Genomic DNA, 12,534 nt, shown 5'->3' with positions numbered 1-12,534 from the left:
AGTGGAAAAATTTTACAGGTTCTAGGGCCTGTTGTTGATGTCGAATTTGAAAGCGGTAAGCTGCCCAATATTAAGGATGCGCTAGAAGTTTACATGGAAGGAAAACGGCTGGTAATGGAAGTTGCCAGTCATATCGGAAATGGTATTGTGCGTTGCATTATGCTGGCTTCAAGTGAGGGTTTAACAAAGGGGATGGAGGTTATTCCCACGGGAGCTTGTATCAAGGTGCCTGTTGGCAAGCAAACCCTAGGACGAATGTTCAATGTTTTGGGCGAGGTGATTGACAATGGCGAGCCTGTGGAAGGTGAGGAACAGTGGAAAATTCACAGAGATCCTCCTAGCTTTGCAGAGCAAAGTCCGGTTGTAGAAATATTGGAGACAGGGATTAAGGTGATAGATTTGCTGGCACCCTATGCAAAGGGTGGAAAAATCGGCCTATTTGGCGGCGCCGGTGTGGGAAAAACGGTTCTCATTCAGGAGCTGATTCGTAATATTGCAACGGAACATGGTGGATATTCTATTTTTACCGGTGTTGGAGAACGTTCCCGGGAAGGGAATGATCTTTGGCGTGAAATGAAAGATTCTGGTGTTATTAGCAAAACGGCTTTGGTGTTTGGACAAATGAATGAACCACCTGGTTCTCGTATGCGTGTTGCTCAAACAGGTCTTACCATGGCTGAATATTTTAGAGATAAAGAAAATCAAGATGTATTGCTTTTTATTGATAATATTTTTCGCTTTGTTCAGGCAGGTTCTGAAGTATCAGCTTTGCTTGGTCGTATGCCTTCTGCGGTGGGGTATCAACCAACGCTGGCGAATGAAGTGGGGGAATTGCAAGAAAGAATTACATCAACCAAGAATGGTTCTATTACATCAGTACAGGCAGTATATGTGCCTGCAGATGACTTGACAGATCCTGCTCCTGCAAATACCTTTGCCCACCTTGATGCAACAACGGTATTATCGCGTAAGATTGTGGAGCAAGGGATATATCCTGCGGTAGATCCTTTGGAATCCACCTCCAGAATTCTTGAACCTGAGGTAGTAGGTGAAGAACATTATGAGGTGGCTAGAAAAACTCAGGAGCTTTTGCAAAAGTATAAAGAACTGCAAGATATCATTGCCATATTAGGCATGGAAGAGTTGGATGAACAAGATAAGCTTGCGGTATACCGCGCAAGGAAGATTCAAAAATTTCTCTCTCAGCCCTTTAATGTGGCAGAAAATTTCACAGGTATGCAAGGGAAATATGTCCCCATTAGCGAAACAATCAAAGGATTTAAGGCCATTATTCAAGGCGAGATGGATGAATATCCGGAATCTGCATTTCTTATGGTAGGCACCATTGATGAAGTGAAGGAGAAGGCAAAAGAGATGGAAGAAAATTAATTTAAAGGGAAAAAACTGGAGCAGTAATGCGTCAGTCTTGGAATAGGAGGAGCTATGGCTAAGACGTTCAGGATTGAAATTCTGGCAAGTGATCATCCCTTCTATCAGGGAGAGTGCGAGATGGTTATTTTCCCTGGAATAGATGGAGAAATCGGCGTATTGGCAGACCATGAGCCCATGGTAACCTGTGTAATGGCCGGTGAATTAAGATATAAGGTTGACGGAGAATGGCATTATGCCGCTGTATCAGATGGTATTGTGGAAATTATACCGAATCACGTTGAGATCCTTTCAGATACCATAGAAAAACCGGAGGATATCGATCGTCACCGTGCTGAACTGGCAAAACAGAGAGCCGAGGAAAAACTGCGTCAGCAGTTAAGCAAACAAGAATATTACCAAACGGTAGCGGCTGTTAACCGTGCAGTGAATCGTTTGAAGGTAAAATCAAGACATAAGTAAATGCTAAGGCCATTGAAATACAAGAAAAAGACTTTCTATAAGAACTGAACGGTTTTTATAGAAGGTCTTTCTTTATAAAAGCAGAGTGTCTTTCTTTCAAGTTTTTGATTGAAGGAGTTTGTTTATGGATGAAGAGCAGTAATGGATTTTTGTGTTCAAGCACACAAGGAGTATGAAATGTGGCTGCATTCTATATAAGTTGTTATTCCATTGTTTATTTGTTTGCCTTTAAAAAATTGAATAAGAGGCCAAATACAAACTACTTACTTCTCTAAAGCCAATAAAAAAAACTCCGCTTAATATTCCGCTGAGTTTTTTTTATTGGCTTGCATTTTGGATAGGCAATACCATAAGGCTACTTTTGGTGAAAATATAAATAATTATATACAATGGGAATGGTCACCAAAAATATTTAAAGTAATAATACTTAATATTTTCCTATGCCGTGTACATTGGCATATGGAGTTCCATTGCTTTCATGTAGTGCAGAGTTTTTTTCTTCCCTAGGGGAATTTGGGGAGTAACCATTGGTGTCCATAAGCTTAAACCTGCTGACTTCCTGTTGAAGGGTTTGTGCTTGAGCAGCCAATTCCTCACTGGAGGCAGAGCTTTCCTCAGCCGTAGCTGCATTTGTTTGCACAACGGCAGACACTTGATTTAACCCTTCATTAATCTGTTCTATTGAAGCTGCCTGCTCGGTGGTTGCATTTTCGATTTCCTGAATGGATTGCACAGCTAACTCGGCTTTTTCGGAAGCGGAAATGAGTCGCTTTAATGTATCCTCTGCCAGTTGCTCACCTTGAGACACAATTGTTACCGATTTTTCTATGAGCTCGGAGGTTTGTTTTGCTGCCTCAGCGGAACGTGCCGCAAGTGTACGTACTTCATCGGCAACCACAGCAAAGCCTTTTCCTGCATTACCAGCTCTTGCTGCTTCTACGGCAGCATTGAGCGCTAAAATATTGGTTTGAAAAGCGATATCCTCAACAAGCTTTGTGATTTTTGAAATTTGTTGTGAGGACTCCCCAATTTCACGCATGGAGACGTTTAGACGTTTCATAAATTCATTGCTGCTCGAAATTTCTCCACCTGCTTGTCCTACATATTCTACAGCATCATGCACACTAGTTGTATTCAGCTCTGCTTGTTGAGAAACGCTTGCAATGGAAGCATTGAGTTCTTCTACAGTTGCTGCCTGCTCCGTCGCACCAGAAGATAATGCCTGTGCTGCTGCCGCAACTTGACCTGCGCCTGAATTCACCTGATCTGCTGCGGTACGGATGAGCTGTAAGGTTTCGTTTAGTTCGTTTTTTATTTTTTCAAGGGCTAGACCCAGTGTATCTTCATTTGATCTGAGGGGCACAGATTGGGTAAAGTCACCATTACTAATTCGTTCTGCCACAATAACCTGTTTACGGATGCCATCCAGCATTTTAGTAAAGGAAGTAGCTAAAATTCCGGTTTCGTCTTTAGAATCTAAATCACTTAAATCAATATCCACACGACCCAGTGCCAAATGTTCGGAAGCGTCAACCACCCGCCCGATGGGGTTAGTGATACTGCTGGAAATTTTCCGACCCAGTAAAAAAGAGAAGATAGCTCCTATTAGAATTACAATTCCTAGCACAGCAATGAGTATAAATGCTGTGGTTTCATTTGTGTCGCTTGTTTTCTTTGCGGACTCCATACGAATATTTATCAGTTTATTAAAGCAGGTAAGCATTTCATTAGCTTTTGCAACAGCGTCACTAATAGTGTCATTTGCTTCATCACTTTTATTTTGACCTGCCAAAGTAACTGTTTTCTCCACGATGGGGATATATGTATTTGTAAATATCTCAATTACTTTATCAAATGCCACAATGCCATCTGGGTCAGTTATACTTGGGCGATAAAGTTGCATTTGTTCTAAAAATATATTTTTATTTGATGCATTGCTTTGTTTTATTTTTTCTATTTCTGTGGAATTTCCTGCCTCGTTAATTGCTCTTCTTACATCAACACGCAATTCGCTCAAAGCAGACATTGCTTGAATTAGATTGTCAATTGGAGCTGTTTGTTGCTCATACAGATAGGTATCAGAGTTGTTAATTCTTGTCATGCCGAAGATGCCTACGCTGCCTACAATAAGCATCACCAGCACTAAAACAGAAAAACCAGTAGCGAGTTTACGAGAAATGCTGAAATCTTTAAAATTTTTCATATGTAGGGTTCCTCCTAAGATTGTTGTACATTACCACTGTGTCGATCATTTTAATTTCTTTCATTATTTAATTCAATCATAATTGCATTTTACGGGAGCTTTGCGTATTATTAGCCATTGAGGACATAATAACAATGCTGTGTTTAGACATAAAAGTCGCAGTTTACCCGAAACTAAGATAAAATTCAAATATCAGCTGATTTAGAGGAAACTCCGGAAGGTATGACCACAGAATTGACGGTGAATTCTGGTTTTTGCATATGCAGTCTATGCATCTCATTAAACTTATCAATTGCAATTCTCTTTTGCTCCATTAACGAATGGGCATAAATATTTAATGTAATGCTAACATTAGAATGCCCTAAAATTTCACTTAAAGTTTTAATATCCACACCCAATTCCAGCGCTCTGGTGGCAAAGCTATGACGGATGGCATGAAATTTTCTGTCTCTTACACCGGCTTCTTTTAATATTTTTTTATAAATTCTCTGATATACCCGTGGATCAAATGGTTCATTTTTTCCCGAGAGGATGGAGGAATTTTCGTCATAGGAATCTAATTTGTATTGCTGCAGTAATTCCAGCAAAAAAGCTGGAAGAGGAATTCTGCGCAAAGAGGTCCTACTTTTGGGGGTTCCCACACTTAATCGCGTTTTTGCGCCGTCAGAATGAAAGTTTTGAATGCGAGAAACCGTCCTTGATACCATCATTGTTCCAGCATCCATATCAAAATCACTCCATTTAAGAGCACAGAGTTCTCCGATACGTAATCCTGTATAGAAGCACAGAATAACACCCAGACATCTTTTGTCCGCTGAACATTGTACGGCGTATTCAATAAGTCGCTGTTCTTTCATGGTAAAGACAGGAACCTCTTGCTGTATTTTTACAGTGGGCAGTGAGATATTGGTTATCATAGATGCATATTCAGGATTTTCTATTGATATTTCTCGCAAGGCAGTTTTGAAAATAGAGAGTATTTTTCTTTGGTAAGATTTGGAGATACCATTATTATCTTTAATTTGTTTTACGAAACGTACAACAGATATATCAGTCAATTGTTCATTCTCAGGTTGATTAAAATGGGGAAGTACATATTTATGCATACACTGATAATAACTTTCATATGTTGAAGGTTTCAAACGCTCTGCTAGTTCGCTGTTTAGCCACGATTCAAATAAACCAAAGGCGTTATTACTACAAAATGTAGGTAATTTGGGAACAGATTTTTCTTGTGGCTTTGCATTTTTCATTTTTTCCCGAACTTCTCTGTAGGATTTTGCATAAAATGAATAGTATTTTTTATTTTGCATGAGGACTCTGCCTTCCCAGCGGCCGTCCTTTCGTTTATAGATATTTTCTCCTTTGCGTGCCATTGTTTGTTCTCCTTTCGATTGACGTGATAATTGACGGCTCATTTTCTGTGATGAACACAAAATATCATTAAATTTTAAAAAGAATTTGTCATTTCTAGGCCTTGATACACCAATTTCCATTGCATTGACAAGTGAGATTGAAAGATATATAATAATAATTGTCATATTGCGTCGAAAAAACGCATCTTAGTTTCGGGTAAACTGCGACTTATTTTGTATTTTTATGGAATTTAATAGATCCAGCATTATGAATCTGAATTACAAATTTATGAAAGAAAATGTCAAAAAATCAAGTCCTCGGCTTTTTAATCTGAGGGCTTGTATTGTTTTACGCATGACAGAGGAGTATTTGTCTATCTTATATTGCGCAAAATTCTTAAAAGCTTAGTATAAGCTTTTTTTTATATGGAATTAATTTTTGTATTCTATGCATTTTATTTGTATTATTATATGCTACAAATTTTGTAAAATCAAGTAAAGTTCACATAAAAATGAAGAACCTGTATTTTATGTGAACTCATCTTTAAATAGCTGTTTTTCTTAAATTTATGTTTTTTTCTTGGATATAAATTTGGCTGGATGAGATGGTTATGAAGGCTTTCTTAGCTCGAACGACATTGTTATAGTAAGCTAACAAAGTGCAGAGATAAAGCATAAACCAGATGCTTTATCAACTGCTCTTTGTTTGCAAATAACACAACGGAATAGACTAAATAAGGGAATGAATATTAATTCAGGTGGATTTTAACAAACGAGGTTATGAGAAAGGATATTTTATTTGAGAATGAATGACTTTTATTCGTTTGAAGTATGGCGGATTAGGACATCAATCATTTCGCTAATCATTTCCATTTGGGTTGGTGTAAGATGTTTCATCTGAATACTAAGGCGTTCAACGCTTTCTGGCATAACTGGATGATTCAGTAAGTCGCCTAGAAGAAAATCTGAAGATACATTAAGGATGTTACATATCTTAAGAAAAAGTGAAAAGCTTGGCTGGCTACCACCACTTTCAATCTTGCGAATGTGAACAGCATTAACACCACATAATTCAGACAATTGTTCAGAAGTATATCCTTTTTTTTTGCGCAATTGATTGATTCTTTTACCAAAAGCATTGTTTTTCATAAAAAAACCTTCTTTCATGTAGCTTATAAATTATTATTGTATATTTAAATATTACATTGGCATGAGTCTTACTAATAGTATTATATAAGCTACAGAAATAATTACAAGGATACATTAAAAAGCGGTGTAGTTCTTTTCTTTCTATACCGAATGAAAACAAATCCGACGAAATGATTAGATATCAGCTTAACTTTAAAGAAATAAATCAAAGAATTGAAAGAAGGAATGTTGGTATCTACTTGATCTTGTATATTCAAAAATATATTAATTTCAGGGTAGTACAAAGAAGACCCGTATGCTTGTTTCAGATATTTATCTGTGATAAGATGGGGCTAAAAGACTCTCGAAAGTGTTAGGAGATGATTTTATGGACAGAAATATTTCTTGGTACATGGAAAAACAAGTTGAAAAAGCTTTGGATGGATTAAGTAAAAACAATATGAAAGGAATTTTCGTTCAAGATGAAAACGAACTTCTGGAGGTAATTAAAGAGCTTGTTGCTGAAAATTCTGTTGTTGGAGTGGGTGATTCGGCCACACTTTTAGAAACAGGTGTGTTGGATTTATTGCGTAATGGAAATTACAATTTTTTAGATAAGTATAAAGAGGGAATTACCAGGGAGGAAAAAAGGGAAATTTACATTCATAATTTTTCGGCAGATACTTTTCTGTGTAGTACCAATGCGCTGACAGAGGATGGAATGTTATATAATATTGATGGAAACGGAAGCCGAGTTGCCCCTATGATTTATGGTCCGGAACAAGTGATTATTGTTGCTGGAATTAATAAGTTGGTTCAAACAAAAGAAGATGCGGAGAGAAGAGTCAGAAATTACGTAGCTCCAATTGACGCAAAAAGATTAAACAAGGATACACCTTGTACAAAAATAGGGCATTGTGTTGATTGCAAAAGTCCGAATAGAATTTGCAATGTATTTGTGACGATTTCAAGGCAGTTGGTTCAAGACCGGATTAAGGTGATTATTGTAGGGAAACCTTTCGGATATTAACAAACATTGGTTTTTACTTGAAAAATGGTAGGATGACAAACTAGATGCTCTGAGTTTAAAAGTAAAATTGTTTTAAAATATCTATGGAAATTGAAAAAGAGGAACCCATTATTTATCCTTAAAAAAGGATAATGCAATTTACACAGTGTTGATAGACAAAGGCAAAATCAGTAAAGATATCTTTTATGGGTATACTAAAAGTGGAACTTTTAGAGAGGAGTGTTATTTTGTCACAACAAATTTATACAAATAAATTGATTGAGGAAACTTCACCCTATTTACTGCAACATGCCCATAATCCTGTGCAGTGGTATCCTTGGGGAAGAGAGGCCTTTGAGAAAGCAAAATCCGAGGATAAGCCGATTTTTTTGAGTATTGGCTACAGTACCTGTCATTGGTGTCATGTAATGGCTCATGAAAGCTTTGAGGATGAGAAAGTTGCAGAGCTTCTGAATGAATCTTTTATTGCAATTAAAGTTGATAAAGAGGAGCGTCCTGATATTGACAGCATCTATATGTCGGTTTGTCAGGCCTTTACAGGAAGAGGGGGCTGGCCTACCAGTATTTTTATGACGTGGGAGCAAAAGCCTTTTTTTGCAGGAACCTATTTCCCAAAGGAAAATGGATATGGAATTATGGGCTTCAAAAGTTTATTGAAAGCTATTCACGAAAAATGGAAAACAAACAGGGAAGAATTGCTTCATTCAGCAGAGGAGATTGTGACAGTTTTTCAAAGAGAGGGTTCTTCCCAAGGGGAAGCGGACTATAATTTAATTGACAATGCCATAGAGCAATATCAGAAAAGTTATGACCAGTCTTATGGTGGGTTTGGGGTTGCCCCAAAGTTTCCTGCGCCTCATAATTTGTTGTTTTTATTACAGCAGTATGAGAAAAAGGGATTGAAAAAAAACTTAGACATGGTAGAAAATACCTTGAGCCAATTATACAAAGGGGGGATTTTTGACCATATCGGGTATGGCTTCAGCAGATATTCTACAGACCGGCAATTTCTAGTACCCCATTTTGAAAAAATGCTGTATGATAATGCACTGCTTATCCTTGCTTATTGTAAGACTTTCGAACTCACAAAAAATCCATTTTATCGCAAAGTTGCGGAGAAAACCGCGACTTATATTCTCAGGGAAATGACCTCTCCAGAAGGGGGATTTTATAGCGCCCAGGATGCAGACAGTGATGGAGAAGAAGGAAAATATTATGTGTTTGAGCCCTCTGAAATTATTGAAATTTTAGGGAAAGAGAAAGGCGAAGCATTTAATCGATATTATGACATTACTCAGGGAGGAAATTTCTTAAGAAAAAACATCCCCAATCTCTTGCGGAATCGGGACAACGGGGATGAATTTGAGAAGGAGCTACCCAAGCTCTATGAATATCGCAAGAAAAGAAATCAACTTCATTTAGACGATAAAATCTTGACTTCATGGAATTCGTTAATGATTGGTGCAATGTGCTGGCTTTACCGTATCAGCAGAAACAAACAGTATTTAGATACTGCACAAAAGGCTCAGCATTTTATCGAAGAAAAACTCTTTCAAGATGATGTTTTGTTTGTGAGTTACCGTGACGGAAGGAACAGGCAACAAGGTTTTTTGGATGATTATGCAAATTATATTTCTGCTTTGCTATCCTTATATGATGCAACCTTTGATGAGGATTATCTTAACAAGGCCGATAAATTATTACGAAAAGCAGTTGATGAATTTTATGATGAAAAAAATGGTGGATTTTATCTTTATGGAAAGGACAGCGAAGCGTTGATTTTACGTCCAAAGGAAAGCTATGATGGAGCTATGCCAAGTGGTAATTCCATGATGGCATATAATTTGATTCGGCTGAATCAATTAGAGTCTGACGATCGCTTTGACCAAATTATAAAGGGTCATTTAAATTTTATGCATGGACAAGCAAAGGAGTATCCCTCTGGTTTTGCTATGTATCTGATTGGTCTTTCAGATTATTTTATGCCTCCACAGAGTATTACAGTTGTACTTAAAAATAAGGAGGACTTAAGAGATCTGCCATTTCGGGCTTCACTAGGAAGTGTGGTTAAGGTTATAAAAGATTCAACGGCGGAATATAAGCTTTTAAATGATGAAACAACGTATTATATTTGCAGCAATCACTCCTGCATGCCCCCTGTGAATGAATTAATTAATACAAATATGTAGGATAATCAGGGGGATGCTGTCAGGTTGCTTTAAAAGATATATAAAGGCACAGATATGAAATACTCTACGCGGAAAGATGAATTTAAGAAACGGTGAAATGGTTCGTTTCACCGTTTCTTAAACCATTAATAAATCAGGATAAAGGTGATTATATAGTCGAGGAGGTGACTGATAAATATGATCCTAGAAGTATTGATGGAGATTATAGTCGAAGGTGTGATAGAAGGAGGAAAATCAAAAGCTATTCCAAAGGCTGTAAGGAATATTTTGTTTGTTTTTGCTTGTGTGCTTTTTTCTAGCGTAATAGGGCTATTTCTTTATTTAGGATTGATGAGCCATTACAGCTTTTGGTTAAATATTGTTTTTTTAGGTCTTGCTGTGGCAATTACGCGTTTTTTCGCCAAGTTCACAAGGGAGGGTATCCTAAAATTGCGAGAAGGAAATTTAAATGATCCGGATTAGATTACCATTGAAAACTGGATAGACCGAAAAGCCACATTTACATTGTGGTTTTATTTTTTGGAAAATTACTGTTGGAAAGGTTTGGAATTACCTATGATCTGGACATAATGATTGAAAGAACCTGGCGGAAGTGAACTTTCAAAAGGCAATTTAGAATTTATCAAAAATAAACTGTTATTGATAAATTTTATAGTTGTACTTTTCTGGAAAAGACTTGACAGGTAAAATAGGATTGCTTATAATCAATGTTGCAAATGCAAATCATTTCTATTTGCAACTTATTAAATAGATTCAACTAAGGAGGAATATATACTATGAAAAAAGCAGGCTTATTTGCTTTTGCGGCACTGACAATGGTGTCTTTTATGCTGTCGGGTTGTGGGAAAAATCAAGCCAATGGGGATATAAGCACGGAAGTGGAGGAAAAACCTATTGTAGCAGTAACTATAGTGCCGGAGCAAACCTTTGTGGAAGCAGTTTGCGGTGATTTGGCAAAGGTAGTTACCATGGTTCCACCGGGGAGTAGCCCTGAAAGTTATGAACCAACACCGAAAGAGATGGAGCAGTTTAGCAATGCGGAGTTGTATTTTACCATAGGGGTACCTTCGGAAGAAGCATACATTCTGCCTAAGGCAAATGAAATTGACAGTTTAAAGACGGTATCTCTTCAGGATGACGTAGCAAAGGTGTATCCAGATCGGGAACTGGCTCCCGGGGAAAGAGATCCTCACATTTGGCTTTCTCCCAAAAGAGTCATTGTAATGGTTGAAAGCATTGCCCGGGAAATGGGTGAAGTGGATCCTGCAAATAAAGAAACATATGAAGAAAATGCACAAGCTTATATAAAGGAGCTTAGTACCTTAGATGGTGATATTCAAAATGTGTTAAAAACTGTGGAAAATAAAAAATTCGTTGTATTCCATCCTGCATTTGGATATCTTGCAGATGATTATGGACTGGAGATGTATGCATTAGAGGAGGAAGGGAAGGAATCAACGCCTCAGCAGATGCAGAAAATGATTGACTTAGCGAAAAAAGATAATATCAAGGTGATTTTTTACCAGGCAGAAATTTCTAGCAAGCAGGCTGAGGCCTTTGCAGAAGAGTTGGGTGGAAAAACAGTTCAATTGGAACCTCTTGCACCTAACTATACTGAAAATTTAGAAAAAATGGCAAAGCTTATGGCGGAGGTTATGCAATGAGTAACACAAGTAACATGAGTGATAACGAATATCAAGAAGAAGCAATTTCCATTGAAAACCTGACCGTTACGTACGGAGAAGCACCTGCGATTGCAGGTGTTTCTCTTCATGTAAAGAGGGGCGACTTTTTAGGAATCATTGGACCAAATGGTGGAGGGAAAACCACTTTACTAAAAGCAATTTTGGGGTTAATTCCTTCACGGACGGGAGAAATTTCTGTTTATGGAAAAAAAGCGGGTAAAGTTGGGAAGTTAATTGGCTATGTGCCTCAAATAACAGTACTTGATAAAAGCTTTCCCATAACGGTTCATGAAGTTGTGTTGACGGGTTTGTTGAAGCCTTCATTTACTCTGTTTCATAAATATACGCAACAAGATAAAGAAAAAGCAGATACCTATTTAAATCAAGTAGGGATATATAAGCTTAGAGATAGAATGATTTCTGACTTATCCGGCGGTGAATTTCAAAGAATGCTCATTGCAAGAGCATTGGCTGCTGAGCCTAAGCTTCTGCTTTTAGATGAGCCTACGGCAAGTGTTGATGTAAATTCCAGCGATCAAATTTTTTCCCTTCTAAGAGAGTTGAATAAAAGTATTACAATTATCATGGTCACCCATGATCTTTTTGCTGTTGCTTCTCATGTAAAGACGCTGGCTTGCGTGAACGGGAAATTGGTCTACCATGGAGTGCCCCAGTTAAATGAAGACATTGCTCAGGCATTATATGGCTGTCCCATTGACCATATTACCCATGGAATACCCCTTAAAACAGTCGATAACCATAAGGAGGAAATGTGATATGATAGCAGCTTTGTTTCAATACCAGTTCCTTCAAAATGCAGTCATTGCAAGCATTTTAGCAAGTATTGTATGTGGCGTTATTGGTGTAATTATTGTGGAGAAGAAGCTTATTATGATGAGCGGTGGCATCGCCCACACGTCTTACGGTGGTGTAGGATTAGGATACCTTCTAGGTTTTGAACCTATATTCGGAGCCCTTTTTATATCAATATTAGCGGCTTTGGGCATTGGCTATATTAAAAGAAAAGGCGGTACTCGCGCCGACGTAATCATTGGTCTTTTTTGGTCCCTGGGAATGGCCCTTGGGATTATGT

11 protein-coding genes are annotated in these 12,534 nt (G+C 37.8%); 8 read left to right on the top strand and 3 right to left on the bottom strand.

What is annotated here, in order from left to right:
- Positions 1-1,389: F0F1 ATP synthase subunit beta (gene atpD / locus RTK36_RS13980; protein WP_312047858.1), on the top strand; the 1,389-nt coding region annotated here is incomplete at its 5' end.
- 54 nt (positions 1,390-1,443) lie between these two features.
- Positions 1,444-1,851 carry an ATP synthase F1 subunit epsilon gene (gene atpC / locus RTK36_RS13975; RefSeq protein WP_312047857.1) on the top strand — a complete coding sequence of 136 codons (408 nt, stop codon included), beginning with the start codon at positions 1,444-1,446 and terminating at the stop codon, positions 1,849-1,851.
- 427 nt (positions 1,852-2,278) lie between these two features.
- Here atpC and RTK36_RS13970 read toward each other — a convergent pair whose 3' ends face one another.
- The 3 genes from RTK36_RS13970 to RTK36_RS13960 all read right to left on the bottom strand — a co-directional run bounded on the left by RTK36_RS13970 (position 2,279) and on the right by RTK36_RS13960 (position 6,558).
- Positions 2,279-4,054 (bottom strand): methyl-accepting chemotaxis protein, encoded by a 1,776-nt coding sequence (locus RTK36_RS13970; protein WP_312047856.1) that lies wholly within the window; start codon positions 4,052-4,054, stop codon positions 2,279-2,281.
- 185 nt (positions 4,055-4,239) lie between these two features.
- Positions 4,240-5,430 (bottom strand): tyrosine-type recombinase/integrase, encoded by a 1,191-nt coding sequence (locus tag RTK36_RS13965; RefSeq protein WP_312047855.1) that lies wholly within the window; start codon positions 5,428-5,430, stop codon positions 4,240-4,242.
- 795 nt (positions 5,431-6,225) lie between these two features.
- Positions 6,226-6,558: a helix-turn-helix domain-containing protein gene (locus RTK36_RS13960; RefSeq protein WP_312047854.1), complete on the bottom strand. Its 333-nt coding sequence runs from the start codon at positions 6,556-6,558 to the stop codon at positions 6,226-6,228.
- A 367-nt stretch (positions 6,559-6,925) separates the two neighbouring features.
- Between RTK36_RS13960 and RTK36_RS13955 the strand changes: the two genes are divergently transcribed.
- From RTK36_RS13955 to RTK36_RS13930, 6 genes are all read left to right on the top strand, one after another.
- Positions 6,926-7,567, top strand: a complete 642-nt coding sequence (locus RTK36_RS13955; RefSeq protein WP_312047853.1) for a lactate utilization protein — start codon at positions 6,926-6,928, stop codon at positions 7,565-7,567.
- A 227-nt stretch (positions 7,568-7,794) separates the two neighbouring features.
- Positions 7,795-9,756: a thioredoxin domain-containing protein gene (locus tag RTK36_RS13950; RefSeq protein ID WP_312047852.1), complete on the top strand. Its 1,962-nt coding sequence runs from the start codon at positions 7,795-7,797 to the stop codon at positions 9,754-9,756.
- A gap of 177 nt (positions 9,757-9,933) precedes the next feature.
- A complete protein-coding gene (locus tag RTK36_RS13945; protein ID WP_312047851.1) occupies positions 9,934-10,218 on the top strand; it encodes a hypothetical protein in 285 nt (94 codons plus the stop codon).
- Between the two features lie 314 nt (positions 10,219-10,532).
- Positions 10,533-11,420, top strand: a complete 888-nt coding sequence (locus tag RTK36_RS13940) for a metal ABC transporter solute-binding protein, Zn/Mn family (RefSeq protein ID WP_312047850.1) — start codon at positions 10,533-10,535, stop codon at positions 11,418-11,420.
- Positions 11,417-12,217, top strand: coding sequence for a metal ABC transporter ATP-binding protein (locus RTK36_RS13935; RefSeq protein ID WP_312047849.1), 801 nt, complete (start codon positions 11,417-11,419; stop codon positions 12,215-12,217). Before RTK36_RS13940 ends, RTK36_RS13935 begins: the two co-directional genes overlap by 4 nt.
- A gap of 1 nt (position 12,218) precedes the next feature.
- Positions 12,219-12,534, top strand: a 316-nt coding sequence (locus tag RTK36_RS13930) for a metal ABC transporter permease (protein ID WP_312047848.1), incomplete at its 3' end; no start/stop codon positions are given.

This window comes from Anaerotignum sp., from assembly GCF_031981185.1.
GTDB lineage: Bacteria > Bacillota > Clostridia > Lachnospirales > Anaerotignaceae > Chakrabartyella.
This window is presented reverse-complemented; position numbering and strand designations above follow the sequence as displayed.

Excerpts from the sequence above, each read along its gene's own strand:
- atpC (WP_312047857.1), top strand. The coding sequence starts at position 1,444 with ATGGCTAAGACGTTCAGGATTGAAATTCTGGCAAGTGATCATCCCTTC.
- RTK36_RS13940 (WP_312047850.1), top strand. The coding sequence starts at position 10,533 with ATGAAAAAAGCAGGCTTATTTGCTTTTGCGGCACTGACAATGGTGTCT.
- RTK36_RS13965 (WP_312047855.1), bottom strand. The coding sequence starts at position 5,430 with ATGGCACGCAAAGGAGAAAATATCTATAAACGAAAGGACGGCCGCTGG.
- RTK36_RS13945 (WP_312047851.1), top strand. The coding sequence starts at position 9,934 with ATGATCCTAGAAGTATTGATGGAGATTATAGTCGAAGGTGTGATAGAA.
- RTK36_RS13970 (WP_312047856.1), bottom strand. The coding sequence starts at position 4,054 with ATGAAAAATTTTAAAGATTTCAGCATTTCTCGTAAACTCGCTACTGGT.
- RTK36_RS13960 (WP_312047854.1), bottom strand. The coding sequence starts at position 6,558 with ATGAAAAACAATGCTTTTGGTAAAAGAATCAATCAATTGCGCAAAAAA.
- RTK36_RS13935 (WP_312047849.1), top strand. The coding sequence starts at position 11,417 with ATGAGTAACACAAGTAACATGAGTGATAACGAATATCAAGAAGAAGCA.
- RTK36_RS13955 (WP_312047853.1), top strand. The coding sequence starts at position 6,926 with ATGGACAGAAATATTTCTTGGTACATGGAAAAACAAGTTGAAAAAGCT.